Source organism: Enterobacter sp. LM3, from assembly GCF_046622475.1.
Taxonomy (GTDB): domain Bacteria; phylum Pseudomonadota; class Gammaproteobacteria; order Enterobacterales; family Enterobacteriaceae; genus Enterobacter; species Enterobacter cloacae_P.
The window spans coordinates 1-25,657 of sequence record NZ_JBJURN010000008.1; the positions used below are offsets into that span (position 1 = coordinate 1).

General features: G+C 53.2%; 21 protein-coding genes and 1 pseudogene. 15 read left to right on the forward strand and 7 right to left on the reverse strand.

The features are described 5' to 3' along the window. Window positions 1–299 precede the first annotated feature (299 nt). Window positions 300–1,796: an L-asparagine permease gene (gene ansP, locus ACJ9N4_RS10955; protein WP_411500476.1), complete on the reverse strand. Its 1,497-nt coding sequence runs from the start codon at window positions 1,794–1,796 to the stop codon at window positions 300–302. 426 nt (window positions 1,797–2,222) lie between these two features. On the opposite strand from ansP, the gene ACJ9N4_RS10960 reads away from it, so the two are divergent. Continuing rightward, complete coding sequence (locus tag ACJ9N4_RS10960; RefSeq protein ID WP_411500477.1) at window positions 2,223–3,206, forward strand: aldo/keto reductase; 984 nt, start codon at window positions 2,223–2,225, stop codon at window positions 3,204–3,206. A 1-nt stretch (window position 3,207) separates the two neighbouring features. Here the strand turns inward: ACJ9N4_RS10960 and ACJ9N4_RS10965 are convergent, their stop codons facing one another. Next, window positions 3,208–4,098 carry a LysR family transcriptional regulator gene (locus ACJ9N4_RS10965; protein WP_411500478.1) on the reverse strand — a complete coding sequence of 297 codons (891 nt, stop codon included), beginning with the start codon at window positions 4,096–4,098 and terminating at the stop codon, window positions 3,208–3,210. Window positions 4,099–4,210: 112 nt separating this feature from the next. Between ACJ9N4_RS10965 and ACJ9N4_RS10970 the strand changes: the two genes are divergently transcribed. Beyond that, complete coding sequence (locus ACJ9N4_RS10970; RefSeq protein WP_182918445.1) at window positions 4,211–4,609, forward strand: cupin domain-containing protein; 399 nt, start codon at window positions 4,211–4,213, stop codon at window positions 4,607–4,609. On the opposite strand, the gene ACJ9N4_RS10975 is transcribed toward ACJ9N4_RS10970, so the two are convergent. Then, the gene (locus ACJ9N4_RS10975) at window positions 4,606–6,141 is read right to left on the reverse strand and encodes a methyl-accepting chemotaxis protein (protein WP_411500479.1); all 1,536 of its coding nucleotides are present in this window, start codon (window positions 6,139–6,141) and stop codon (window positions 4,606–4,608) included. The two genes, ACJ9N4_RS10970 and ACJ9N4_RS10975, sit on opposite strands and share 4 nt — an antisense overlap. Before the next feature lie 460 nt (window positions 6,142–6,601). Between ACJ9N4_RS10975 and ACJ9N4_RS10980 the strand changes: the two genes are divergently transcribed. From ACJ9N4_RS10980 to pptA, 8 genes and pseudogenes are all read left to right on the forward strand, one after another. Then, window positions 6,602–7,603 (forward strand): LLM class flavin-dependent oxidoreductase, encoded by a 1,002-nt coding sequence (locus ACJ9N4_RS10980; RefSeq protein WP_411500480.1) that lies wholly within the window; start codon window positions 6,602–6,604, stop codon window positions 7,601–7,603. Continuing rightward, a complete protein-coding gene (locus tag ACJ9N4_RS10985; RefSeq protein ID WP_182271514.1) occupies window positions 7,600–8,721 on the forward strand; it encodes a M20 peptidase aminoacylase family protein in 1,122 nt (373 codons plus the stop codon). The genes ACJ9N4_RS10980 and ACJ9N4_RS10985 overlap by 4 nt, the downstream gene beginning before the upstream one ends. A gap of 16 nt (window positions 8,722–8,737) precedes the next feature. Then, a pseudogene (locus ACJ9N4_RS10990) lies at window positions 8,738–11,001 on the forward strand (NtaA/DmoA family FMN-dependent monooxygenase). A gap of 9 nt (window positions 11,002–11,010) precedes the next feature. After that, entirely contained in the window at window positions 11,011–11,520 is a 510-nt protein-coding gene (locus ACJ9N4_RS10995; protein WP_411500481.1) for a GNAT family N-acetyltransferase, read from the forward strand. Window positions 11,521–11,529: 9 nt separating this feature from the next. Further along, on the forward strand, window positions 11,530–12,456 hold the full coding sequence (locus ACJ9N4_RS11000) for an amino acid ABC transporter permease (RefSeq protein WP_182271510.1): 927 nt from the start codon (window positions 11,530–11,532) through the stop codon (window positions 12,454–12,456). Further along, the gene (locus ACJ9N4_RS11005) at window positions 12,440–13,213 is read left to right on the forward strand and encodes an amino acid ABC transporter ATP-binding protein (RefSeq protein ID WP_182918440.1); all 774 of its coding nucleotides are present in this window, start codon (window positions 12,440–12,442) and stop codon (window positions 13,211–13,213) included. Before ACJ9N4_RS11000 ends, ACJ9N4_RS11005 begins: the two co-directional genes overlap by 17 nt. 61 nt (window positions 13,214–13,274) lie before the next feature. Beyond that, window positions 13,275–13,892 carry a glutathione S-transferase family protein gene (locus ACJ9N4_RS11010; RefSeq protein WP_182271508.1) on the forward strand — a complete coding sequence of 206 codons (618 nt, stop codon included), beginning with the start codon at window positions 13,275–13,277 and terminating at the stop codon, window positions 13,890–13,892. Between the two features lie 37 nt (window positions 13,893–13,929). Beyond that, window positions 13,930–14,160: a tautomerase PptA gene (gene pptA, locus ACJ9N4_RS11015; protein WP_182271507.1), complete on the forward strand. Its 231-nt coding sequence runs from the start codon at window positions 13,930–13,932 to the stop codon at window positions 14,158–14,160. A 41-nt stretch (window positions 14,161–14,201) separates the two neighbouring features. Here pptA and ACJ9N4_RS11020 read toward each other — a convergent pair whose 3' ends face one another. Beyond that, window positions 14,202–15,887 carry an NAD-dependent malic enzyme gene (locus tag ACJ9N4_RS11020; RefSeq protein ID WP_196390036.1) on the reverse strand — a complete coding sequence of 562 codons (1,686 nt, stop codon included), beginning with the start codon at window positions 15,885–15,887 and terminating at the stop codon, window positions 14,202–14,204. A gap of 36 nt (window positions 15,888–15,923) precedes the next feature. After that, on the reverse strand, window positions 15,924–16,871 hold the full coding sequence (locus ACJ9N4_RS11025) for an AEC family transporter (protein ID WP_182271503.1): 948 nt from the start codon (window positions 16,869–16,871) through the stop codon (window positions 15,924–15,926). A 418-nt stretch (window positions 16,872–17,289) separates the two neighbouring features. On the opposite strand from ACJ9N4_RS11025, the gene ACJ9N4_RS11030 reads away from it, so the two are divergent. Both ACJ9N4_RS11030 and ACJ9N4_RS11035 read left to right on the forward strand, forming a co-directional pair. Further along, a complete protein-coding gene (locus ACJ9N4_RS11030; RefSeq protein ID WP_196390035.1) occupies window positions 17,290–18,615 on the forward strand; it encodes a 2-hydroxycarboxylate transporter family protein in 1,326 nt (441 codons plus the stop codon). 116 nt (window positions 18,616–18,731) lie between these two features. Further along, window positions 18,732–19,376, forward strand: coding sequence for a helix-turn-helix domain-containing protein (locus ACJ9N4_RS11035; RefSeq protein ID WP_182271501.1), 645 nt, complete (start codon window positions 18,732–18,734; stop codon window positions 19,374–19,376). Window positions 19,377–19,405: 29 nt separating this feature from the next. On the opposite strand, the gene ACJ9N4_RS11040 is transcribed toward ACJ9N4_RS11035, so the two are convergent. After that, entirely contained in the window at window positions 19,406–19,705 is a 300-nt protein-coding gene (locus tag ACJ9N4_RS11040; protein ID WP_182271500.1) for an ArsR/SmtB family transcription factor, read from the reverse strand. 160 nt (window positions 19,706–19,865) lie between these two features. Here ACJ9N4_RS11040 and fusA point away from each other — a divergent pair, with 160 nt between their 5' ends. Then, window positions 19,866–21,968 (forward strand): elongation factor G, encoded by a 2,103-nt coding sequence (fusA, locus tag ACJ9N4_RS11045; RefSeq protein WP_182271499.1) that lies wholly within the window; start codon window positions 19,866–19,868, stop codon window positions 21,966–21,968. A gap of 251 nt (window positions 21,969–22,219) precedes the next feature. Further along, complete coding sequence (locus ACJ9N4_RS11050; protein WP_411500482.1) at window positions 22,220–24,049, forward strand: potassium transporter Kup; 1,830 nt, start codon at window positions 22,220–22,222, stop codon at window positions 24,047–24,049. Between the two features lie 63 nt (window positions 24,050–24,112). On the opposite strand, the gene ACJ9N4_RS11055 is transcribed toward ACJ9N4_RS11050, so the two are convergent. Further along, window positions 24,113–24,685 carry a flavin reductase family protein gene (locus ACJ9N4_RS11055; RefSeq protein ID WP_182271497.1) on the reverse strand — a complete coding sequence of 191 codons (573 nt, stop codon included), beginning with the start codon at window positions 24,683–24,685 and terminating at the stop codon, window positions 24,113–24,115. 110 nt (window positions 24,686–24,795) lie between these two features. On the opposite strand from ACJ9N4_RS11055, the gene nhoA reads away from it, so the two are divergent. After that, window positions 24,796–25,641: an N-hydroxyarylamine O-acetyltransferase gene (nhoA, locus tag ACJ9N4_RS11060; protein ID WP_182918437.1), complete on the forward strand. Its 846-nt coding sequence runs from the start codon at window positions 24,796–24,798 to the stop codon at window positions 25,639–25,641. The last annotated feature ends 16 nt before the right edge of the window (window positions 25,642–25,657 follow it).

The following is a 25,657-nucleotide window of genomic DNA, read 5'->3' on the forward strand; positions in this document are numbered from 1 at the left end:
GTGAATTCATTTTTTGCACCTCATCAGTTATTTAATTTATAACCTCTGAACGTGTCTAAAACTATTAAACCACTTCACTTGAGTCGAGCCGACCGCAGGCAGCGGGTCGGGAGGTGAGCGCAGTGCGAAGCACCGATTTCTCTGCGGGGCCGCGGGGATTGATAAGGGGGCCGCGGTGGCCCCCTTGTCCCGTTCACAGATTGTGAGCGTATTATTTTCTGCGGATATTAAGGTGAACGGAATTATCCACCAGGTTTAACTGACAAGCATCAAGGCAGATGCCTTCCCTTTTTTGATAATTAACGCGAGGTCTCTTCAACCAGCGGGCCGTCTTGCTTTTCATCATCAGGATGAACCGGCGCGGTGCTGTGAATTTCGTGAACGCGTTTACGTACGCCAAACCAGCCTGCAATCAACAGCACTGCCAGCAGTGGGATGGTGGCAATGGTGTAGGTGCCGTTCGGGTAGTCAAACGCCATCAGTACCAGCACGCTGAACAGGAACAGCAGGGTGAGCCATGAGGTCACCGGTGCGCCTGGCAACTTAAAGCTGACGTCAGCGGCTTTGCCTTCTTTAATCGCTTTACGCAGACGCATCTGACAGACCACGATAAAGGCCCAGGAGGCGATAATGCCGAGTGCGGCAACGTTCAGCACGATCTCAAACACCTGAGACGGTACCAGATAGTTCAGGAACACACCGAAAACATACACCACCAGCGTTGCCAGAATGCCCGCGTAAGGGACATGCTGCTTGCTCATCTTCGACATGAATTTCGGTGCAGAGCCACCCATCGACATGGAGCGCAGAATACGACCGGTAGAGTAAAGACCGGAGTTCAGGCTGGAGAGCGCCGCAGTTAGTACCACGATGTTCATCACGCTGCCAACGTAAGGCACGCCAAGCTTAGAGAAGAAGGTCACGAACGGACTCTGACCTGCCTGGTAGGCATTCCACGGCAGCAGCAGAACCAGCAGTACCACGGAACCAACATAAAACAGGCCAATGCGCCAGATAACGCTGTTGATCGCTTTTGGAACCATCGTCTGCGGATCTTTACATTCGCCCGCCGCCGTCCCCACCAGTTCAATAGAGGCAAAGGCAAACACCACGCCCTGAACCAGAACCAGCGCAGGCAGCAGACCGTGCGGGAAGAAACCGCCGTTATCGGTTATCAGGTGGAAGCCCGTGGCATTACCGTCCAGCGGCTTACCGCTGCCGAGGAATACCGTACCAACCACCAGGAACACCACGATCGCCAGCACTTTTACCAGCGCAAACCAGAACTCCATCTCCGCGAACCACTTCACGCCGATCATGTTCATCGTGCCGACAATGGCCAGCGCACCGAGGGCAAACACCCATTGCGGCACATCGCCAAACGCGCCCCAGTAGTGCATATACAGCGCAACGGCGGTGATATCGACGATACCGGTCATCGCCCAGTTAACGAAGTACATCCAGCCTGCAACATAGGCGGCTTTTTCGCCGAGAAACTCACGGGCATAAGAGACAAAACTGCCGCTGGAAGGGCGATGCAGTACCAGTTCGCCCAGCGCACGGAGAATAAAGAAGGAGAAGATCCCACACACCAGATAGACCAGGGCGAGAGCCGGACCCGCCATCTGCAGACGAGCACCAGCACCTAAAAACAGACCTGTGCCGATAGCGCCACCGATGGCGATCATTTGAACCTGACGGTTGCCCATCGCTTTGTGGTAGCCCTCTTCGTGGGAGTTCAACCAGCGACGTCTCGCAGCATGATGATCGGCTGCGCTTTTATTGCTTGTTTTCATTGAGTTACCTGTTTGCCTGTCTGAACCATTATCGTGATAGTCGTACCTGGCAGGGAGCGAAACAAACGATTGCTTCTGCGCAGACACATGTTGCCTTTCCAGTCATTCTGCGTATGGATAAGGCGAAACATGGCGAGGCATCCTACCCGCAATTGATAAGCGACGCAAAATATAACCGTGCCGAAAGTGATGCACGTCGAAGGAAATTGTGTGGTCAGAGCAGACGGGGATCACAACACGCTGAATCGTGGTGATTTTTTAGTCATAACATTCAGAGATGCGCTGATTTAATCATCAGATTAGCTTAATAGTTACGCAGCGGCATTGATGATTTTAATTCATAACGACAAGCTTTTATTCTCTATAGTGCTCATAAAAGAAAGTGCATAGAGTTAATACATCAAAAGCAGATGTATGAGGTAAACAATGCAGCAGCGACAATTAGGACGACAGGGGTTAACGGTATCCGCACTGGGACTTGGCTGTATGGGGTTGAGCTATGGCTATGGTCCGGCCACGGAAAAACAACAGGCCATTGCGCTTATTCGTGCTGCGGTCGAACGCGGTGTGACCTTTTTTGATACCGCAGAAATTTATGGCCCTTTTATCAATGAAGATGTGGTGGGCGAGGCACTTGCACCCGTTCGCGATAAGGTGGTGATCGCCACTAAATTTGGTTTTGACTGCGATAAACCCGGTCAGATGCTTAACAGCCGCCCTGAGCACATACGCGCGGTAATAGAAGGTTCGCTAAAGCGATTGAAAACCGATTATATCGATCTCTATTACCAGCATCGCGTGGATCCGGATGTCCCTGTTGAAGAGGTCGCCGGTACGATTGCCGATCTTATCGCAGAAGGTAAGGTGAAACATTTCGGTCTCTCAGAGGCGAGTGCTGAAACCATCCGTCGCGCTCATGCAGTGTGTCCGGTCGCGGCGTTGCAGAGTGAATATTCATTATGGTGGCGACAGCCTGAACAGGAGATCCTGCCGCTTCTGGCGGAGCTGAACATCGGCTTTGTTCCTTTCAGCCCGCTGGGTAAGGGCTTTTTGACCGGCGCAATTGACTCCAGTACCACCTTCGACAGCAGTGATTTCCGCAATATCGTCCCGCGCTTTAGCGAAGCGTCGCGTCTGGCGAATCAGCGGTTAATCGACGTGGTGAAAGCGCTGGCCGCAGAGCAGGGGGTCACGCCTGCGCAAATCGCACTGGCCTGGCTATTGGCAAAAGCACCGTGGATTGTACCGATCCCGGGGACAACCAAACTTCACCGTCTGGAGGAGAATCTGGATGCCGTTAACGTGACGTTGTCACAAAAAGCGCTTAATAACATCAACCACGCGCTGATGCAGATTGATGTTGTCGGTGACCGTTATCCGAAGCATCTGCAGGCACGCGTCGGGAAGTAACTTACTGTTTGCGCAGGGCTTCAACCAGTAAAGCAAAGGCAGTGGTGTGCTGGCGGCGACCAGGGTAATAAAGATGATAGCCGTCAAATGTCGGGCACCACTCCTGCAATACCGGGATTAACCGTCCCTGAGCGATGGCCTCCTGGACGGTGTCTTCAGGCACGTAGGCCAGCCCCAGTCCGTTTTCAGCGGCGTCGATACGCTGCGGTAGGTTGTTGAGCGTCAGTTGCCCCTCAACCCGCACGCGTAACTCGCGTCCGTCACGTTCAAATTCCCAGGCATATAACCCCCCGCGCGTTGGCAGGCGCATATTGATACAGCGATGCTGTTCAAGCTGCTCGGGTGTTTCCGGTACACCAAAACGCTGGAGATAATCAGCTGAACCCACCACGAGCATCCGCATATCTGGTGCGATCCGCACCGCAATCATATCTTTCGCCACCTGTTCACCCAGACGAATCCCTGCATCAAAACGGCCATCCACGATATCGGTCAGGCCGTTATCCACCGTCACTTCTACATTGATGTCGGGATATTTCACCATAAAGGGTTTCAGTACCGGCCACAGCACGGCGCTCATCGCGTGTTCACCGGCGGTGATGCGAATATTTCCTGCCGGTCTGTCGCGCGTGTCGCGCAGCGCAGTCAGTTCCTGTTCGATTTCCAGCAGATGCGGGCTTAAGCGCATAAAAAGCTGTTCGCCAGCCTCGGTTGGGGCGACGCTACGCGTGGTGCGGGTGAGCAGGCGAACGTCCAGCCGGGTTTCCAGATTGCGCATGGCATGGCTCAGCGCAGATTGCGAAACTCCAAGCTGTGCCGCTGCCCGCGTAAAACTGCGCTCGCGGGCGACGACCATAAAAGAGATCAGATCGTTGAAATTGTCTTTTAACATCACGGCTTACCCAATTTATGAATTACATTCATGGTTCCTTTCTTATTATGCAGTCTAATACTCACGGCACCCTTGCGCTACTGTTAGCACAACAGCAAATGAGGAGAACATCATGAAAATTATCCGTAGTGGTTCATTACCTTCGATTCAGGGACCAGAAGCCTGGTTTACCGGTACTGTTCGTATTGACGCGCCTTTCCAGGCGACGGAGCCCGCTAAAGTGGGCGGCGCAACGGTAACCTTTGAACCGGGGGCACGCACTGCCTGGCATACCCATCCTCTTGGACAAACGCTGATTGTCACCCAGGGACGCGGCTGGTTACAGGAGTGGGGTAAAGAGGCGGAACCGTTGAATCAGGGTGATATTGCCTGGATCCCGCCTGGCGTGAAGCACTGGCACGGTGCGAGCGCACAAACGGCGATGACGCATATCGCCATCGCCGAGGCAGTAAACGGCAGCCCGGTTGAGTGGCTGGAAAAAGTTACCGACGAGCAGTATCAGGGCCGTTAACCGCCAAAGACCGCAATCGCCTGCTGCAGACGCGTGGTGCGCTGCGTCAGGTGATTTGCAGCGCGGGTGACGTGATCCACCATCCCTGTATTGTTATGCGTCATCACGCCGATGCGGGAGATGGACTCGTTGATAAGTGCGAGCGCCTGAGTCTGCTCCTGCGTGGCATGACCGATCTCCTTAATCAGGGAAGACATCTGCAGTACGTTACCAACCATCACTGTCAGTTGTGTTTCGGTTTGCTCAACCATTTCCACGCCAGAGTTAACGCTGGAGACATTTTTCTCAATAAGCAGCTTGATCTCTTTGGCTGCTGTCGCGGAGTGTTGCGCGAGGTTGCGCACTTCTGCTGCCACCACCGCAAAACCACGCCCGGCTTCACCAGCACGTGCTGCTTCAACGGCTGCGTTTAGCGCCAGAATATTGGTCTGAAAAGCGATACGGTCAATCACACCAATAATATCGACGATTTGGCTGTTATCACGTGAAATGGACTGCATCATGCCGATGGTCTGTTTCATCATGGCTTCACCGCTGTTGGCGCTGGCGCTGGTGCGATCCGCCATCTGGATCGCTTCTTTTGCCGTTTCTGCCGTCTGTTGAACGGCGCTGGCAATTTCTTCTACTGCTGCGGCCGTTTGCTGCAGGTCATCTGCGGTTTCTTCCGAGCGCGCCTGTAATGCCACGCCTTCTTTTGCTACCTGTTGGCTAATGGTACCAATACCGGAAATTTGCGCGCCAACATCGTCTACCAGTGAATTAAGGTTTAACCCTGACTGATTCACCAGACGCATCATCAGGCCAATTTCATCGACTCTGTCAAAATGGTAATAGTCGGTTTTGCGACCCGAAACGACGCGCTGCATTTGGTGCACAATGGTTTTCACCGGGCGAGATATTTGTGCATGCAGATAAAGAGCCAGAGCAATAAAGAGTGCAACAAGTCCACTTACCTGCGTAATACTTTGGGGGAATGAAAATACCAGCAAGCAGGCGAGCAGGGTGGTAACCGTAATTCCGCTATTAATGCGTTTTGTGGTACTCATTCGTTTAAACAGAGAGGTGAAGGCAAGTATTCCTCTGCGAACCACTAACCCTTTATAAAAGCGATGCTGTTTTAATTCGTTGTTGCGGACTTTTTCATAGAGCTTTTCACTGGTGGCGATCTCTTCGCGGGTAGGAATATTACGTACCGAAATATAGCCGGTTAACGATTCATTCTGATACACCGGGGTGACGTTGGCGCGAACCCAGTAGTGATCCCCGTTGTGACGACGGTTCTTGACCAGCCCCGTCCAGCTCTCTCCCTGCTGCAGGGTGAACCACATATCTCCAAATGCCTCGGCAGGCATATCGGGATGGCGAATGACATTATGGGGTTCACCCAGAAGATTTTCTTCTTTATATCCACTGGCTTCAATAAAGGCTGAATTTGCATAGGTAATATGGCTATGCGTATTGGTAGTCGACATTAACGTCGAACCTTCGTTAAGTAAATACTCGTTTTGTGTAACGGGAGTGTTACGCCGCATGAGTAACTCCATAATGATATATAAGTAAAAGAAATACCACCCAATAAAACGCAGGCTAGATTGAGAATTTATTCTGTTGTTTTGCTGTCGGCGTATTCTCCACGAAAATGAAGATATTCTAAATACCCTAAGTTAACTATTTTTTACATGTTTAAAGAGGATATTGTAATAAATATGAAAATAACTGCAGGTTCATTTTTATACCTCAATGCAAATGATTGACCTAAACCAAATTATGAGCGCGACGTATATCCTCCAGTAAAACTGAAAAATTGAAATAGCGTTAGATTAACAGGGTGGCAACGTATGGTGGCAAGTACGCCATGCGCTCACTAAAGGCTTATGCATAGCAGGGTTTTGTATATCTGATTTCTGGCAATCTAAATGTAAATTAATTGTTTCTCAGCGGTGAAATACACCTTTAATAATGTCGACATGTTAAGTCAAACGAGAACGCAACATGTCCTGGCGAATCAGCATTCTGGATAAAAGCCCCATAGCTGAAAATGAAACGGCCGCCGATGCGCTGGCGCGAACCTTAACACTGGCACAACAGGCGGAAACACTGGGTTATCACCGCTTCTGGATTGCCGAGCACCACAATACCCCGCAGCTGGCGAGCCCCTCACCGGAGCTGCTGATTGCCTGGATACTGGGACAAACAAAACGTATTCGCGTGGGGTCGGGCGGCGTGATGCTGCAACATTACAGCCCATACAAAGTTGCCGAAAACTTCAATGTATTAGCGGCGCTTGCGCCGGGTCGCGTGGATCTGGGTGTCGGGAAAGCCCCCGGTGGTTTGCCACTCTCTACCCGCGCGTTACAGCACGGTCTGAATCAACAGGCAAAGGGCAGCTTTGCCGAACAGCTGACGCAACTGGACAGCTGGATCCATCCGGAAAACCCGTCAGGGGAAGAGGCCGTACGCGCCACCCCGTTACCGCCGGTACCGGCACAGGGTTTTTTGCTGGGGGCGAGCACGGAAAGCGCGCAGCTGGCGGCATCACTTGACTGGCACTTTGTCTTTGCCGCACACCTGAATGGCGATCCCGGGCTTTTGCATGACGTTGTAACGTTCTGGCGCAAAAACAGCACCCGAGAGGTGATTGTTGCCGTGCAGGTGATTGTTGCGCCGACACAGACCGAGGCAGACGCGCTGGCGCAAAAAGTTGAAGTGTGGGGCGTGGAGCTGGCAAACGGCCAGCGTGTCACCGTGGCCAGCGAAGAGCAGGCCTACGCCTTTGCACGCCAGGCGGGAAGTGAGCCGGTGCGGATTGCCCGTCGGGCGCAGTCTCTGCTGGCGGGTACCGCTGAGTCGGTACTGGAGCAGTTAGATGCATTACACCAGAAATGGGGCATTGACGAATTTATGATCGACACGCCGGTTGCCGATGGCTCAACGCGCGTCCAGTCCCTGCGTCTGCTGGCGCAGGCTCGTCCCGATAAGGAGGTCACGGCATGAGTTTTGGTGAACAACTGATTGCCTGGCGTCGTGAGCTGCACCAGAACCCTGAACTGTCTGGTCAGGAGGTCGAAACGACGGCCCGCCTGCGCCAGTGGCTGACGAATGCCGGTATTACCCCGTTACCTTACGAACTGCCTACCGGGCTGGTTGCGGAAATCGGCACGGGTAAAAAGCTGATTGCACTGCGGGCCGATATTGACGCGTTACCCGTGGAAGAGCGCAGCGGAGTTGCGTTTAGCTCACAACGTGCAGGGGTGATGCATGCCTGCGGGCACGATATCCACACCAGCGTGATCCTCGGCGCAGCATTAAAACTGAAAGAGCGTGAAGCGTCGCTCAACGGTCGCGTGCGGATCCTGTTTCAACCCGCCGAAGAGAACTTTGGCGGTGCAAAGAGCATGGTTCGGGCGGGAGCCTTGCGTGATGTCCGCGCCATCTTCGGCATGCACAACGAGCCGGGTCTGCCGGTAGGTGAGTTCGCCACCCGTGGAGGACCGTTCTACGCCAGTGTCGATCGGTTTGTTATCCGCATTACCGGTAAAGGTGCGCATGCCGCTCGCCCACATGAAGGAAACGATGCCATCGTGCTGGCGAGTCAGCTGGTCACGGCGCTGCAAAGTGTCGCCAGCCGTAACGTCAATACGCTGGATTCTGTGGTGCTGAGCGTTACGCGTATCGCCGGTGGAAACACCTGGAATGTGTTGCCGGAAAGCGTCGAGCTGGAAGGCACCCTGCGCACACATCGCACCGAAGTCCAGCAGAATGTCAAAGCGCGTGTGGGTGAAATTGCCTCCGGGTTTGCCCGCGCGTTTAGCGCGCAGATTGATATCACCTGGTATGCCGGGCCAGATGCGCTGGTGAACGACGAACGCTGGGCTGAATTCGCCACATCTGTTGCCAGAGACGCAGGATACGAAACCCGGCACGCCGAACTGCATATGGGCGGGGAAGATTTCGCGGTCTATTTGCAGCAGATACCAGGGGCATTTGTCAGTATTGGCAGCGCCAGCCCGTTTGGTCTGCATCACCCGGCATTTAACCCGGACGAAGCACTCATTGAACCCGCCGCTCGCTATTTTGCCCAGCTTGCGGAAAAAGCACTGCATCAAATTTAATTTATCAGAGGTGAATATGTCTGCAACGCGTCAATTGCGGCTGGGAACCATTTTACATGGTGCCTCCGGAAATATGTCTGCCTGGCGTCATCCTGCGGCGATCGCAGATGCCAGTATTAACTTTGATTTCGTCAAAGCGACGGCGTTAAAAGCGGAGGAGGGTAAGCTCGATTTTTTATTTGTCGCTGACGGCCTTTATATTAACGAGAAATCGATCCCGCATTTTTTAAATCGTTTTGAGCCGTTAACGGTGTTATCTGCACTGGCGGGTATGACTTCACGCCTGGGGCTGGTAGGAACGTTATCCACCTCCTACAGTGAGCCTTTTACCGTGGCGCGTCAGTTTGCCAGCCTGGATCACCTGAGCAATGGCCGCGCAGGCTGGAACGTGGTGACCTCGCCGCTGGAAGGCTCGGCGAAGAATTTTTCCCGCGAAAAACACCCTGAGCACGCCCTGCGTTACCGTATTGCCGACGAATATCTGGAGGTGGTGAAAGGGCTGTGGGACTCCTGGGAGGAAGACGCTTTTGTGCGCGACAAAGAGAGCGGACAGTTCTTTGATCCGGCAAAACTGCATACCCTCGATCATCACGGTGATTTCTTCCAGGTGGCCGGGCCGCTTAATATTGGCCGCACGCCGCAGGGTCGCCCCATTGTATTTCAGGCCGGGGCATCAGATGACGGTAAAAAACTGGCGGCGAAACACGCCGACGCCATATTTACTCATCACGACACGTTAGACGAAGCGAAAGTGTTTTATCGCGATGTGAAACAGTTGCTGGAAATAAATGGCCGCAGGGCGTCCGATTTACATATATTCCAGGGCGTCAGCGTAATTGTTGGAGAAGATGCTGAGGACGTGGAGAAGCAATATCAAACGACGGCGGCACTGGTGTCAGTTAACGATGCCCTGAATTACCTCGGACGTTATTTCGAACATCATGATTTTAGCCAGTATCCGCTCGACGAGCCGTTCCCGGATATTGGCGAGCTGGGGAAAAACAGCTTCCGCAGTACCACCGATGACATTAAGCGTAATGCCCGTGAACGCCACTTAACCCTGCGTCAGGTGGCACTGGAGGCGGCGTCTCCGCGGCCACGTTTTTCCGGCACGCCAGAACAGGTGGCAGACGGCCTTCAGGCCTGGTTTGAGGGATATGCGGCAGACGGCTTCATCATTCAGGGCGGTACGCCGGACACCTTCCCGCGCTTTGTGGAACAGGTGGTGCCTGTCTTGCAGGCTCGTGGCCTGTTCCGTACTGAATACCCGGGCACCACGCTGCGCGACAGTCTGGGTTTAGACGAACCTAAAAATCATTTCACACAACAATAAAAGAGAACACCGCTATGCAAAAAACATCGCTTATTCTGGCGCTTGCGCTGGCCTTTACCCCTGCCGTCTGGGCAGAGAATGTGAACATTAATGGTACTGGCGTGAGCATTGAGGCCAATAAAAATCCCGTCAATACCGCTAAAAATGGCGACGCGATCGCACAGTTACCGAAAGATTATCGTTTTGCCGTACCGGGTAAATTTACCGTTGCGGTGGCAGGTCTGAATCAACCGCCGCTGACGGTTTTCTCCGATGACAACAAAACGCTGCTCGGGAGTGAAGTCGACATCGCCCGTCTGGTGGCTGACAGTCTGGGGCTGGAGCTGAACGTGGTGCCCACCTCCTGGGAGGACTGGCCGCTGGGCGTGGCGTCCGGGAAATACGATGCCGCCATCAGCAATATCACCGTCACCAGAGAGCGCAAAGAGAAGTTTGATTTTGCGACGTACCGGAAGGATTCACTCGGCTTTTACGTGAAATCAACCAGCCCGATCACCTCGCTTCAGAAGGCGGAAGATATCGCCGGACTGCGCATTATCGTGGGTTCCGGTACAAATCAGGAGGCCATTTTGCTGGCATGGAATGCTGAAAACCTCAAAAAAGGTCTCAAACCCTTTACCCCTGTGTACACCAAAGACGATGCGGCGCAAACCCTGGCTATCCAGTCAGGACGTGCAGATGCGTACTTTGGCCCGAACGTGATTGGTGCGTGGAAAGCGGCATTGACCGGTAAAACTAAGCTGGTCGGCAGCGTCGACGGCGGCTGGCCGAAGGCGGCACATATTGCAGTGACGCTGAAAAAAGGCAGCGGCCTGGTTGAACCGGTACAAACCGCGCTTAACGGGGTGATCAAAAACGGCGATTACGACAAAGTGCTGAACCGCTGGGGGGAAGGGGTAGAGCGTATTCCCGGTTCAGAAGTGAACCCGGCCGGGCTGGGTGATTAAGGAGAGGATATGAGCGAGCAATTTCGTGACGTTTCGCCGGAAGATGCCGATCTTCAACCCATCATCGATGGGTTGTTCGGTGAATACGCCGCCCGGTACGGGGACTACTTCTCTAAAGACGCCGAAGTGGAGCTGACGGAGTGGTACTTAGCGCCACAGGGGCTGTTTATTGTGCTGGAGCGTGACGGAGAGATCATCGCTACCGGCGCGTACAAACCCTTTGACGAACATACGGCCGAAATCAAACGCATCTGGACGCATAAGGCGTTACGTCAACAGGGTCTTGCGGCCCGCGTGGTACAGGAGCTGGAGCGTCGGGCTGTGCTGGCAGGTTACAGCCAGATTTACCTCACCACCGGTTTTCGTCAGCCGGAGGCGGTCAGGCTCTATATCAGCCAGGGGTATCAGCCGCAGTTTGATCTGAATCGCGATCCGGAAGAGTACAGCCAGCCGCCGTTTGATGGCCGGCTGCGTTTCACCAAAACGCTGGTACGCGAAGCGTTCAGTAAAACTGCATGAGGAACGACGATGAGCAACGTTGAAACCATTAAGGTTGTCCCGGCACGATATCCGCTGCGTGCCGTCGGTGCAGTCGCGGCGCTGTTTGTGCTGGCGATCGTGATACAGTCCGTGGCCTTTAATCCTCGCTGGGAGTGGGCGGTATTCGCCCGCTGGTTCTTTGACCCGGCGATCCTGGACGGTGTCGGGCAGACGCTGCTGTTGACGCTGATTGGTACTGCGCTGAGTGTGATAATCGGCGGCATGCTGGCGCTGGCAAGATTGTCCTCTTCCTGGTTGTTAAGCAGCCTGGCCTGGGGTTACATCTGGCTGTTTCGTTCTCTGCCGTTGATTGTGGTTCTGATCATCCTCTACAACTTCTCATACCTCTACGACACACTCTCCCTCGGGGTGCCGTTTACCCGCATCACCTGGGGCAGTTTTGAAACCATCAACGTGCTGGGGCAGTTTTCCACCGCCGTGGTGGGGTTAACGCTGGTGCAGAGCGCCTATACCGCTGAAATTATTCGCGGGGGCTTTCTTGGTGTCGATCACGGTCAGTATGAAGCCGCCGCCGCGCTTGGGCTGCCCGCCTGGCGTCGTACCGTGCGCATTATCCTGCCTCAGGCGTTGCGCACCATTCTGCCGTCCGGATTCAACGAAATCATCAGCCTCGCCAAAGGGACGGCGATGGTGTACGTCCTGGCGATGCCGGAACTGTTCTACACCATCCAGATGATCTACAACCGCACGCAGGAGGTCATTCCACTGCTGATGGTGGGCGCTGTCTGGTATCTGGTGATTACCACCGTATTGTCTGTTATTCAGCACGTTGTCGAACGCGGGCTCGCCCGCAGCGAACGCCGCTCTGCCGTTAATCAGAACCGGGTGACCCACCGCGTCCGTTCTGTCACCACCACACCAGTACAGGAGCCTGTCCATGCAAGCCTCTCCTGAAGGACATATTTCAATCACCGGCGTCAGTAAGTTCTTTGGCCGCCATAAAGCGCTCGATAACGTCACGCTTGAGATCCCGCCGGGTTCCGTTACGGTAATTCTTGGGCCGTCAGGCTCCGGTAAATCGACACTACTGCGCACCATTAACCATCTGGAACGTGTCGACGAAGGGTTTATCCAGATTGACGGGGATTACATTGGTTATCGCCGTCAGGGTGACAAACTCTACGAGCTGAAAGAGAAAGAGATCCTCAAACAGCGCATCAATGTGGGATACGTGTTCCAGAACTTTAATCTCTTTCCGCATCTGACGGTGCTGGAAAACCTGATTGAAGCGCCTGTTGCGCATAAAAAACTCAGCAAAAAAGAGGCAGTGGAAAGGGCATACAGCCTGCTGGATATGGTGGGGTTGCGCGATAAAGCAGATGCGTGGTCGCGTCACCTCTCCGGCGGTCAGCAGCAGCGTATCGCGATTGCTCGCGCACTGGCGCTGCGCCCCCGCGTGATTTTGTTTGATGAACCGACTTCGGCACTCGATCCGGAACGGGTGGGTGAAGTGCTGGACGTGATTAAAAAACTCGCCCGTTCGGGCACCACACTGGTGGTCGTCACCCATGAGATCGGTTTTGCCCGGGAAGTGGCGGATCAGGTGGTATTTATGGTTGACGGTAAAATTGTTGAGCAGGGCAGCAGTGACGACGTGTTAAACCGTCCGTCACACGCGCGAACGCGCCAGTTCCTGTCAAAAGTGCTGTAGGTGAACCCGTGACTGACTGATGCTGCTCTACACTTAGGGTTTTGAACCCTGAGGGGGCAACATGATTAAACTCTATGGCGTACCCGGCTGGGGCTCGGCAATCAGTGAAGTGATGCTGACCCTGGCAGACATTCCTTACCGCTATATCAACGTGAACGGGTTTGACACGCCCGGTCCGCAGCGCGACTTGCTGGAAAAGCTTAACCCACTGTGCCAGGTGCCGACGCTGGAGCTGGAAAACGGCACGATCATGAGCGAAACGGCAGCGATTGCCCTGATGGTGCTCGATCGATGTCCCGATCTTGCTCCGTCTGTCGGTCAGCCTGAACGCCAGCAGTTTCAGCGTTTGCTGATTTGGCTGGTCGCTAACGTTTATCCTACGTTCACTTATGCCGATTACCCTGATCGCTGGGTTCCGGATGCCCCTGATCAGCTCAGGCAGAATTGCCTCGAATACCGTAAATTTCTCTACCTGTGGCTGGATAACCATCTTCAGGCGGCACCGTTTACGTTTGGTGAGCAGTTGACCCTGATTGATGTCTATATTGCGGTGATGCGCACCTGGGGGCCACGGCACGAGTGGTTTGCGGAAAATACACCGAAGATAACGGCCATTGCGGATGTGGTCTGTTCGCTCCCTGAACTGCACAAGGTGTTAAAGGCGAACGAGATTATCTGATAACGTGGACCCCTGACTCACAACCGGAAGCCTGCTCATGCCACACGTAGATATCAAATGTTTTCCCCGCGATCTCAATGACGAACAAAAAACCGCACTGGCGGCGGATATTGCTGAGGTGATTATTCGCCATTTCAACAGTAAAGACAGTTCCGTGTCAGTTGCGCTGAACCAGGTGCAGCCTGAGGACTGGAAAGAGCAGGTCTGGGACACGGAAATTGGCCCGAAGCTGGATGAGTTGATTAAAAAGCCAGGGTATTCGATGTGATTTTGGGCCGGGTGACGTGACGCTTCACCCGGCCTGAGACGTTACAGTGATGACCTGCGATACGGCGCATAATCCGCCTGCCAGTACGTCTTCTCGATACGCGCCATGAGTTCCTCGTCGTTTATCGCTGGCGCAATGCCTTGCTCAATGGCAGCACGGGCAACGGCAAACGCAATATTGCGTGACACGGTTTCAATCTGATCGACCGGTGGCAGCAATCCGCCTTTTTCGGTGGTGACCAGTGGCGATTGTGCTGCCAGACTGCGGCTTGCCACCATCAACATCTCCTCGGTAACCCGGCGGGCATTGCTGGCCAGTACCCCCAGACCCAGCCCCGGGAAGACATAGGCATTGTTACACTGGGCAATGTCATACTGTGCGTTCTGCCAGAACACCGGGGCGAACGGGCTTCCTGTTGCCACAAGCGCGGCACCCTGCGTCCATTCGATCAGATCCTGCGGCTGTGCTTCTGCGCGTGATGTCGGGTTCGAGAGCGGCATAATAACCGGACGCGGGCAGTGGCGGTGCATCTCTTTGACAATCTCTTCGCTGAACAGACCTGGCTGCCCAGAGACGCCAATCATCACCGTCGGATGCGCATTTTTTACCACTTCCATCAGCGAAATATTGTTCGATTCCACCTGCCAGTCGCGAATGTCTTCACGCGCGGTCAGCAGCTTTTTCTGGAAGTCGAGCAGGTTGGTCATATCGTCGGTCAATAAGCCAAAGCGATCGACCATAAAGACCCGGCGGCGGGCTTCAGACTCCGTCAGCCCGTCATCAACCATCAGCGCCACGATTTTTTCTGCGATACCGCATCCGGCTGAACCGCTGCCCAGGAAGACCACGCGCTGATCGCGAATGCGGGTTCCGGCAGCGTGGGCGGCAGCAATCAGCGTACCGGCGGTGACGGCCGCTGTTCCCTGGATGTCGTCGTTGAAACAGCAGAGCTGGTCGCGGTAACGCTGGAGCAGTTTGGTCGCGTTTTTCTGCGCGAAATCTTCAAACTGCAACAGCACATCAGGCCAGCGGTTTTTGACGGTATTGATAAACATATCCATAAACTCAGCGTACTGATCGTCGCTGATACGCGGATGACGCCAGCCCATATACATTGGGTCGTCCAGATGCTGCTGATTATTGGTACCCACATCCAGCATAATTGGCAGGGTGGAAGCCGGATGAATACCGCCGCACGCGGTATACAATGACAATTTGCCAATGGGAATGCCCATCCCGCCGATACCCTGATCGCCAAGCCCCAGAATACGCTCACCGTCTGTCACAACGATCACGCGAATATCATTGCGCGAGAAGCTCTGCAGCATCTCATCAATACGATGACGGTTAGGCCATGAAATAAACAGGCCACGCGCGCGGCGATAAATAGTGGAGAAATGTTCACAGGCTTCGCCGACCGTTGGGGTATAGATAATGGGTAATGTCTCTTTCAGATGCGAACGCAACAGGTTGTAAAATAAGGTCTCGTTAGTATCCTGAATGTTGCGCAGGTACACGTGACGAGAAATATCACTTTTAAAATGGCAGAATTGTACCCAGGCACGTTCAGTTTGTTCTTCAATGGTTTCTACATTGTGTGGTAATAAGCCATGCAGGTTAAAGTTATCACGCTCTTCTTTAATGAATGCGAGCCCTTTATTTAATAACGGATTTTCCAGTAAAACAGCGCCATTATACGGCGTGTAGAGCACTTCTTTACGAGACATGGTTGACTCCTGAAATATTTTTTAAAATAAGGCAGATTAAGAAATTAAATAAATCATGATGCCTTCGGTCACGACGCCGACGGCAGTACCAATTAAAATGGAAGAGGATGCAGTATCAATATACGTATCGCTGCGCAAGGCAAACATCCCTGCGGCGATAGCAGAAGGGGTCGCGCCAATAATGACGACCTGTTGCAGTAATGTATGGCTAAGACCAAATGCCAGCCCTGCAGCTGCCATCATGGCAGGCTGAATAAGGTTTTTAATCCCGATATTGGTAAACGTCTGCACATTCAATGTTGGACGTTCGCCGTAGAACAACAGGCCGAGAGCAAACAGTGAAAGACCGCCGGAAACTTTACCTACCATCTCAATCGGCATGCTAAGAATATGGGGTATCTGTAAACCCGCCAGGCTTAATAACACCCCCGTTACCGGGATCCAGACGATTGGGTTGCGTACCGCTTTAATCAGGTTTTGCATCACCATAGCGCCCGGATGTAGCGCATTAAGGCTGTCGTCACCGTTCTTATCACCCATACGAATCAAGACGATAGTCAACGGGATCATGATGACACTGGTAATAATGTTGCCGATAAGCACGCCGATAAATCCTTCCGGGCCAATCAATACCGCAAGAACGGGGGCACCAAAGTAGGCCATATCCGGGAAGGCACAAACCAGTGACTGAATGGCGCTGGTTTTGATATCGTGACGAAAGACAAAGCGTGAAATAAATAACGTCAGTAAATACGAACCCATTAAGCCGACAACCAGAACAGCCATAAATGTCATGTTCTTAATTTTACCTGGGTCCGTATTTAATGCGCCGATAAAAAGATGGAATGGCAGGGCGAAACGGATGACTACCGTCGCCAGGACGTTTGCATCTTCGCGACGAGTATATCCAAGTTTCCCGCTTAGCCATCCGAGTAACATAATAAAGACGAGCGGAAACAGTGACTGTAGCAGTAATGAGGGCATAATATTTCCTGTAGGGTATTTTATGGGTTTTGTTGACGCACAATCTAGCGGTTAGGAAACAGGGCAGGAGTGATAACGGTCACACTCTCCCTGGTTTTATTAATTTCAAAAAGGTTGTTTTAGTTGGATAAGTAATGAGCGCGTCATAAATTGATAAATGACAAGAAAATGCGTTGAGACAGGCGCAATCTCACTTTTAATTACTTTAGTTACTTAATAATGAATTAAGTTATTTAAAATAAAACCCCCATAGCGTTCACATTTCCCTTAACACCATCATGCTATTTTCACCCTGAGCCTGTTTTTATAAATGGCCTTTTGATTACGTATTTCATATTTAAGAATATTTTATCATCAGGAATACTCTGTGTTTATTCCTGTTTATCTGTATATCCGAACTCACTAATCAGGTGATTATATGAAAGATAATCCTGTACAAACCTCTCCTGCACCATCCTCGCGTTTTGCCTTCGGGCTGAGCAATACCGACGTGGGTACTGTCCCGCTGTTGCTGTTTGTGGGCATTGCGACCATTGTGGCGACTTCCGCCTGGGCAGGACTACTGCCAAAAAACATGATTGGCGGACTTGCGGTGATCATGACCCTCGGTTTTGCGTTTGCCAAAATTGGCCGTCAGATCCCTGTCCTGAAAGATATCGGTGGCCCGGCAATACTGTGCCTGATGCTACCCTCCGTGCTGGTTTACTTCGGCGTATTTGAGAAACACACGCTGGATACCGTTCATCTGCTGATGAAAGAGGCGAATTTGCTCTATTTCGTCATCGCCTGTCTGGTGGTGGGGAGTATTCTGGGGATGAACCGCATCCTGCTGATCCAGGGGATGATCCGTATGTTCGTGCCGCTGGTGGTGGGAACGCTGATGGCGGTGTTGAGTGGGCTTATTGTCGGTTCGTTGTTTGGCTACACCCCATATCACACGTTCTTCTTCATCATCGTACCGATTATTGGCGGTGGAATTGGTGAGGGGATCTTGCCGTTGTCGCTGGCCTATTCGGCGATACTGGGGCAAACCCCTGATGTGTATGTCGCGCAGCTGGCACCGGCTGCCGTGGTGGGAAATATCTTCGCCATCATCTGTGCAGGCACGCTGGCGCGTCTGGGGATGAAACGCCCTTCTCTGTCCGGGAATGGCATGTTAACCCGCAGCAAAGACGACCATAGTTTGTTTACCAGCACGCAGAGCGTACAACCGACCGATTTCCACCTGATGGGCGGTGGGCTGCTGATGGTGTGTGCGTTTTTCATTGTCGGTGGGCTGTTTGAAAAACTGGTGCATATTCCAGGCCCGGTACTGATGATCCTGATTGCCGTACTGTGTAAGTATTTCAAATTGATCCCGGACTCAATGGAGCAGGGGGCGCACAGCTGCTATAAATTCGTCTCGGCAGCGCTGGTCTGGCCACTGATGATTGGTCTGGGCATGTTGTATGTTCCGCTGGAGAGCGTGGTGTCGGTCTTCTCCGTCGGCTACGTTGTGGTGTGTGGTTCGATCGTTATTGCGATGGCGTTAAGCGGCTACTTTATTGCGTCGCGTCTGAATATGTACCCTGTTGAAGCGGCCATTGTTACCTGCTGTCACAGCGGCCTGGGTGGCACCGGGGATGTGGCAATTCTGTCTGCATCCAACCGGATGTCGTTAATGCCTTTCGCGCAGATCGCCACCCGTATTGGCGGTGCGTCGACGGTGATTTTCGCGACGCTGTTGATGGGCTGGATAATGTAACGTAGCCGGAAGAGTGAACCGTAACGGCACCTTCCGGTTGCCGTTACGGTTCAGGCCTTTATAAAAATTGTGTCTCTGGATAGAATCACCACATCCACAGCGACGGGATACAAAATATGACCGGAAGAGTCGATTATCACATCGAAAAATATCTCCTGACTGAAGCGGCAGAGCCGGAGCGGCTCACGCGCCAGTGGGCAGAAGTGATGGAAGAATGTCGTGAACAAAAGTCCGGCGCAGCAGACAGGTTGCGTCACGCGCTGCTTAATGTGGATTATGTGACCAGCTTTGAGCTTCCCTTCAGACTCCTCCTCACCCGTACGCCACAGTTAATTGATGATATCAGGGATGAATTTCAGCTCAGCCAGAAAAATGTTCTGTTCAATGGAAAGCGATTCGGCTGCGTCTATAGCCTTAAAATGAATCTGGACGGGATACCCGACGAATTTAGCTATCATCTTAAGACCCGTATCCAGCGAAGTGATACCACCGGCGGTAATGAGGTTCCCTACCGACAAATTGCACAGCAGGTTAAACCTTCCCGGGAACGGCTCAGACTGGCGCTGGAAAACGGGCTGGCTGTGACGGCACTCGACGGGCTTTTCTGGTTCGGTATTCAGCGCATTGCCGCTGATGTGCAAAGGTTAAGGAAAACCGGGATGAGGATAGTGACATCAGAGACTGAGGTGTTCGATACGCTCACGAATACAACCCGACGCATCCCGGTTTATCGGCTGGATGATGTAATGTCAGCGTCATAAACCAGGAATAATGTCCGGTTCACTCCGGGTTACTTCGCCTGAAGCAGTATGTCCATCAGCCCCGGAAAACGGGCGTCCAGATCTTCACGTCTGAGTGAAATCATATTCTCTCTTCCCTGTGGGCGTTGCCAGATCACGCCACTGTCGCGCAGAACGCGCCAGTGGTGCGTCATGGTGGATTTCACCACCTCCTCTGGCCGCAGGGCATTGCAGCTGAGTTCGCTGCCATCGGCAAGGCGACGGATAATCGATAAACGTAGCGGGTTGCCGAGGGCAAACAGCACATTTTCCAGCAATATTTGTTCAGGTTCCGGGTGGTTTGGGATCATAGTTTTCCTGCGTATGACGTCAGATTGAGCTATATCAACAATAGGTCAACCGTTAAAAAATAGTTCGATAATACTCGTACAATAGGACTATTATAGCAAACGAACAAACACACGACCATCCCGGTCGTCACATACATGTCTTAATGACTAAGGAAATATCATGCCCCGACCCATCCCCCTCGAACGTTATCGCAACATCGGTATCTCCGCGCATATCGATGCCGGTAAAACGACCACCACCGAGCGCATTCTGTTCTACACCGGAATGAGCCACAAACTGGGTGAAGTTCACGATGGCGCGGCAACAACCGACTGGATGGCGCAGGAGCAGGAGCGAGGGATAACCATTACCTCGGCAGCCGTAAGTTGCTTCTGGCCGGGTATGGACAGAGGGTTTGAACCGCACCGGATTAACATCATCGACACCCCGGGGCACGTGGATTTCACCATCGAGGTGGAACGTTCCATGCGTGTGCTCGACGGTGCCGTCATGGTGTATGACTCCGTTGGCGGCGTTCAGCCACAGTCGGAAACCGTCTGGCGTCAGGCGAACAAATACCACGTCCCGCGTCTGGCGTTCGTCAATAAAATGGATCGTCCGGGGGCCGACTTCTTCCGCGTCGTGCGGATGATGCAGGAACGCCTGAAAGCCAATCCGGTACCGATTGTGATCCCGGTGGGTGCAGAAGATCACTTCTCTGGCGTGGTGGATCTTATCAAGATGCGTACCATTCTGTGGGACGACGCGACCCAGGGCATGGTGTTTAGCTATGCACCCGTACCAGACGACCTGCTGGAGACTGCGCGGGTGTGGCGGGAAAAAATGGTTTCTGCAGCGGCGGAGGCCAGTGATGCGCTGATGGATAAATACCTGGAGACGGGCGATCTTGATGAAGCTGAAATCATCAACGGTCTGCGTATTCGTACCATCTCCGGGGAGATCCAACCAATGCTGTGCGGCAGTGCCTTTAAAAACAAAGGGGTACAGCGCATGCTGGATGCGGTTGTCGAACTGATGCCATCGCCACTGGATATTCCAGCCATCGATGGTGTGGATGAAAAAGGGCAGCACGCTGAGCGTCACCCAAGCGATCAGGAGCCATTCTCGGCGCTGGCGTTCAAACTGATGAGCGACCCGTACGTTGGGCAACTGACCTTTATCCGCGTTTACTCCGGCGTGCTGAGAAAAGGCGATGCGGTGTACAACCCGGTGAAAGGCAAGAAAGAGCGTATTGGCCGTATCGTGCAGATGCATGCTAACGACCGTCATGAAGTGGACGAACTGCGAACGGGGGATATCGCGGCCTGCGTTGGGCTGAAAGATGTCACCACGGGAGATACCCTGACTGACCCGAATGCGGTGATTACGCTCGAACGCATGGAGTTCCCGGACCCGGTGATCTCGCTGGCCATCGAGCCAAAAACAAAGGCTGACCAGGAGAAAATGGGGATCGCGTTGCAACGACTGGCCGCGGAAGATCCCTCGTTCCGTCTGCACACTGACGAAGAGTCCGGCCAGACGATTATCTCCGGGATGGGGGAATTACATCTGGAGATTATTGTTGACCGCATGAAGCGCGAGTTTGGCGTCGAGGCGAATATTGGGCGTCCACAGGTAACCTACCGCGAAACCCTGCGCAAAGCGGTGAAGGATATCGAAGGCAAATTTGTCCGTCAGTCCGGCGGTAAAGGACAGTACGGTCATGTGGTGCTGAGCCTGGAGCCGTTAGAGCCTGGCAGTGGCTTTAAGTTTGAAGATGCCACCAAAGGCGGCGTGGTACCGCGTGAGTACATTCCGTCCGTCGAAAAAGGACTGCGTGAAGCCATGAACACTGGCGTACTGGCGGGTTATCCGGTTGTCGATGTCAAAGCGACCCTGACGTTTGGTTCATATCATGATGTCGACTCCTCGGAGATGGCGTTCCGCATGGCGGCCATTCTCGGGTTTAAAGACGGAGCTCGTAAAGCAGACCCGGCGATCCTTGAGCCGGTAATGCATGTTGAGGTGGAAACGCCGGAAGAGTATGCCGGGAACATTATGGGCGATCTCTCTTCCCGCCGCGGGATGGTGCAGGGCATGGAAGAGCAGTACGGTAGCCAGATTATCCGGGCTGATGTGCCGCTGGCAGAAATGTTTGGTTATGCCACTACGCTGCGTTCGATGTCGCAGGGGCGCGCAACCTACACGATGGAGTTCCATCATTTCGCAGAAGCACCGCGTAATGTGGCGGATGAAATTATTGCGGGACGCGCAAAAGGTTAATACGTGAAGTGAAACAGGGCACTGTTATTCGCGACAGTGCCCATTCTTTGGGCTATAACTCTGTGATCCCTGTAGTTTTTATAAAGGGTAATGAATTAACGGATCTGATACGGCAACGGGCTGAACGTATGCATATATTAACGCGACAGTTTGCCCAACATCAGTGCCCGGACGTTAAGTAAAACAACTCAGTGCACGGAAAAATTATGGACAATAATAACGCAGCAAATCACAGTACGTCAGGAAGGCTCATGCTGACGGGCGGTGCACTTGGCGTGGTTTTTGGTGATATCGGTACCAGTCCACTTTATACCCTAAAAACGATACTGCTGTTGTCCGGGGATAACCCGACTCCTGAGGTGATTCTGGGGTTACTATCGCTTATCTTCTGGACACTTATTCTGGTCACTTCGGTGAAATATGCCATCTTCGCCATGCGTATCGACAACAATGGCGAGGGGGGCATCATGGCATTAATGTCATTGCTGGTGCATAAAGGAAAACACAGCAAATGGGTAATCTTTGCCGCGTTGCCCGGTGCCGCGTTGATATACGGCGATGGGGCAATAACACCTGCCATTTCAGTTCTTTCCGCACTTGAAGGGCTTAACATTATCTTCCCTGAAGCCCAGTCTATTGTCGTGCCTGCCACGGTGTTCATTCTGGTGGCATTGTTTGCCATTCAACCCTTTGGTACCGCGAAAATAGGAAAAATCTTTGGCCCGGTTATGACGCTGTGGTTTGTGGCGATTGCCGTGCTCGGTGTGTCCGGCATTATCAAACACCCGTCGGTGTTGATGGCCATTAATCCGGCCTACGGCGTGATGTTTTTATTCTCAAATGGCTTCAGCAGTTTCCTGGTTCTGGGAGGCGTTTTTTTATGCGTGACCGGTGCTGAGGCACTGTACGCAGATATGGGGCATTTCGGCAAAAAGCCTGTCTGGCTCGCCTGGTTCGGCCTGGCGTTTCCTGCTTTGTTACTCAACTACGCTGGTCAGTCAGCAATGATCCTGTCGGGTGCTGACATCACGCAGAACGTCTTCTTCCGCCTGTGCCCGCCATTCCTGCAAATTCCGCTGGTCATTCTTGCCACGCTTGCCACCATTATTGCCAGCCAGGCAATTATTACCGGGGCGTTTTCAATGACCCGGCAGGCGATCCAACTCGGCTGGCTCCCGCGTTTACGTATTAAGCAAACGACAGCGGAAAGTTACGGACAGATTTATATCGGTACGATTAACTGGCTGCTGATGGTGGTCACGGTCGGCCTCGCGATATCGTTCAAATCATCGGAAAACCTTGCTGCAGCCTACGGCATTGCGGTGTCACTGACCATGCTAATGACATCCGGGCTGTTGTTCATGGCGATGCGGCAAATCTGGGGCTGGAGTCTGCTCGCCAGTGGCCTGGTTGCCGCCTGTTTTCTGGTCATCGACAGCAGTTTCCTGATTGCCAACATCGTGAAAGTGATGGATGGCGGCTACATCCCGCTGACGCTGGCGGCCATCATTTGTGGCGTTATGCTGATCTGGAATCGGGGTGTGAAGGCGACGTCGCGCGCCATCAATGAGAAGGTGATCGATGTTGACGAGTTATTCCAGCATATCAGTGAGATGCAGATCCCACGAGTGCAGGGTACCGCTGTGTTTTTAACCCGAGCTCAGAATGGTGTTCCCCCGGTCATGCGCTGGCATGTGGCTCGTAACCATGCGTTGCAGCAGCGGGTGGTGTCGTTGACAATTGAGGTGCAGAACGTCCCTTATGTGAAGGCGGGTGAGCGACTGGTGTTTAGTGAACGGGCTCCGGACTACTGGCAGGGTGTGGCGCGCTATGGTTTTATGGAGCAACCGCATATCCCGCAGCTACTGCAGAGCGTTTCTGGCCCGCCTGCGCCGTTTGTACCAGAAGAGATAACCTGGTATCTGGGGCATGAGACCATCATTGCCCGTGAGGGGCACGGAATGGCTTCATGGCAGCGCAATTGTTTTGCTTTTATGGTGAGAAACAGTACCCACATTACCAATTACTACCGTCTGCCGGGTGACCAGGTCGTCGAAATTGGTCGGCGGGTGGCAATTTAGCCTTATTGTATGTGGTCAGAAACCTCAACCGCTTTTTTGAGTTTTCTGACCACAGAAATGTATTCACTCCAGTGCCTTCACCCTCTTCCCGCTGGCGACAAATGTCCCGGCTCCCAGATGATGCAGGGTGTTCAGTTTATCTCCGTCAAACTGCCAGCGTCCGTCCACGAACGCGCGTTCATCCGCCGCGGCAAAAACCACTTCACCAAACAGCGTGTCGTATTTCTCTGCCGCCGCGGTCGCGGGCAATAATCGACACTCCATCCATGCCAGACATTTTTCTTCGATTACCGGCAAACCCAACACCGGGCCAGTGATTGCAGGGATCCCGTAGCAGTTGAATTTGTCTTCGTCGCGTCCGCTGACGCTGCCCACGGCGTAGGTCCAGTTGGCGGCCGCAACACCCGGAATAACGATGCCGAATTTTCCGCTACGCTCTATCAGTTCCCGCGACCAGGCGCTTTTGTCCACCACAATCGCGATGCGCGGAGGATCAAACTCGACGGGCATTGACCAGGCCGCAGCCATGACGTTGCGCCTGGCGATGGTTTCATCCCGGCTGGTGATGAGCACGGTTGGGCCGTGATTCAGAAGGCGGCTGGCATGATGTAATTCAACAGGGCGAAAGTGGCTCATAGGGTTTCCTCATATACACAACGTTGAGTATGGCGAAAAAGCACGTAAATCAAAGTGGGCGCGTAAAATTAGTTTATAAACAAAGCATCACTATCAAAGGAAACTGATGCATGTCCCCATTTCTGACTGCCTATTTTGCCCGCATCGGCTGGAAGCAACCGACATCGGTTGATATCGACACCCTGCGTGCGCTGCATTTACACCACAACTGTGCGATCCCTTTCGAGAATATCGATGTCGTTCTGCCGCGAGAAATTCATCTGGAAGATCAGTGTCTGGTCGACAAGCTGGTTACCGCGCGGCGTGGCGGCTACTGCTTTGAGCAAAATGGTCTGTTTGAGCGCGTATTACGCGAAGTCGGGTTTACGGTGCGCAGCGTTCTGGGGCGTGTGGTGTTATCCAGTCCATCGCAAATGCCGCCGCGTACGCACCGTCTGCTGCTGGTCGAGCTCAACGGCGAGCGCTGGATTGCCGATGTTGGCTTTGGTGGCCAGACGCTGACGGCTCCGGTTCGTTTAATTGCCAACGAGGAGCAGGAGACGCCGCACGGGCTTTACCGTCTGTTGAGCGAGGGCAATGACTGGGTGCTGCAGTTCCGTCACCACGAGCACTGGCAGTCGATGTACCATTTTGACCTCACGACGCAGTATTTCAGCGATTACGTGATGGGCAACTTCTGGTCGGCACACTGGTCACAATCACATTTCCGTCATCATCTGCTGATGTGCCGCCATCTGCCGGACGGCGGTAAGCTGACCCTGACCAACTTCAACTTTACCCGCTGGCAGGGGGGCCATGCTGAAGAACAGATCCATTTGCCGGATGCAGAAGCGCTGTACGCACTGATGCAGGCGCGGTTTGGTCTGGGGGTTGACGATCCTAAACACGGTTTTTCGCTGGAGGAGCTGACGGCGATAATGGCGGGATTTGAAACACACCCTCAGGCGGGGAAATAGCCGGGCAGGCACAGCA

What these genes read in the sequence shown, in the direction of transcription:
- ansP (WP_411500476.1), bottom strand. Translation starts at nt 1,796, where the DNA reads ATGAAAACAAGCAATAAAAGCGCAGCCGATCATCATGCTGCGAGACGT.
- ACJ9N4_RS10960 (WP_411500477.1), top strand. Translation starts at nt 2,223, where the DNA reads ATGCAGCAGCGACAATTAGGACGACAGGGGTTAACGGTATCCGCACTG.
- ACJ9N4_RS10965 (WP_411500478.1), bottom strand. Translation starts at nt 4,098, where the DNA reads ATGTTAAAAGACAATTTCAACGATCTGATCTCTTTTATGGTCGTCGCC.
- ACJ9N4_RS10970 (WP_182918445.1), top strand. Translation starts at nt 4,211, where the DNA reads ATGAAAATTATCCGTAGTGGTTCATTACCTTCGATTCAGGGACCAGAA.
- ACJ9N4_RS10975 (WP_411500479.1), bottom strand. Translation starts at nt 6,141, where the DNA reads ATGCGGCGTAACACTCCCGTTACACAAAACGAGTATTTACTTAACGAA.
- ACJ9N4_RS10980 (WP_411500480.1), top strand. Translation starts at nt 6,602, where the DNA reads ATGTCCTGGCGAATCAGCATTCTGGATAAAAGCCCCATAGCTGAAAAT.
- ACJ9N4_RS10985 (WP_182271514.1), top strand. Translation starts at nt 7,600, where the DNA reads ATGAGTTTTGGTGAACAACTGATTGCCTGGCGTCGTGAGCTGCACCAG.
- ACJ9N4_RS10995 (WP_411500481.1), top strand. Translation starts at nt 11,011, where the DNA reads ATGAGCGAGCAATTTCGTGACGTTTCGCCGGAAGATGCCGATCTTCAA.
- ACJ9N4_RS11000 (WP_182271510.1), top strand. Translation starts at nt 11,530, where the DNA reads ATGAGCAACGTTGAAACCATTAAGGTTGTCCCGGCACGATATCCGCTG.
- ACJ9N4_RS11005 (WP_182918440.1), top strand. Translation starts at nt 12,440, where the DNA reads ATGCAAGCCTCTCCTGAAGGACATATTTCAATCACCGGCGTCAGTAAG.
- ACJ9N4_RS11010 (WP_182271508.1), top strand. Translation starts at nt 13,275, where the DNA reads ATGATTAAACTCTATGGCGTACCCGGCTGGGGCTCGGCAATCAGTGAA.
- pptA (WP_182271507.1), top strand. Translation starts at nt 13,930, where the DNA reads ATGCCACACGTAGATATCAAATGTTTTCCCCGCGATCTCAATGACGAA.
- ACJ9N4_RS11020 (WP_196390036.1), bottom strand. Translation starts at nt 15,887, where the DNA reads ATGTCTCGTAAAGAAGTGCTCTACACGCCGTATAATGGCGCTGTTTTA.
- ACJ9N4_RS11025 (WP_182271503.1), bottom strand. Translation starts at nt 16,871, where the DNA reads ATGCCCTCATTACTGCTACAGTCACTGTTTCCGCTCGTCTTTATTATG.
- ACJ9N4_RS11030 (WP_196390035.1), top strand. Translation starts at nt 17,290, where the DNA reads ATGAAAGATAATCCTGTACAAACCTCTCCTGCACCATCCTCGCGTTTT.
- ACJ9N4_RS11035 (WP_182271501.1), top strand. Translation starts at nt 18,732, where the DNA reads ATGACCGGAAGAGTCGATTATCACATCGAAAAATATCTCCTGACTGAA.
- ACJ9N4_RS11040 (WP_182271500.1), bottom strand. Translation starts at nt 19,705, where the DNA reads ATGATCCCAAACCACCCGGAACCTGAACAAATATTGCTGGAAAATGTG.
- fusA (WP_182271499.1), top strand. Translation starts at nt 19,866, where the DNA reads ATGCCCCGACCCATCCCCCTCGAACGTTATCGCAACATCGGTATCTCC.
- ACJ9N4_RS11050 (WP_411500482.1), top strand. Translation starts at nt 22,220, where the DNA reads ATGCTGACGGGCGGTGCACTTGGCGTGGTTTTTGGTGATATCGGTACC.
- ACJ9N4_RS11055 (WP_182271497.1), bottom strand. Translation starts at nt 24,685, where the DNA reads ATGAGCCACTTTCGCCCTGTTGAATTACATCATGCCAGCCGCCTTCTG.
- nhoA (WP_182918437.1), top strand. Translation starts at nt 24,796, where the DNA reads ATGTCCCCATTTCTGACTGCCTATTTTGCCCGCATCGGCTGGAAGCAA.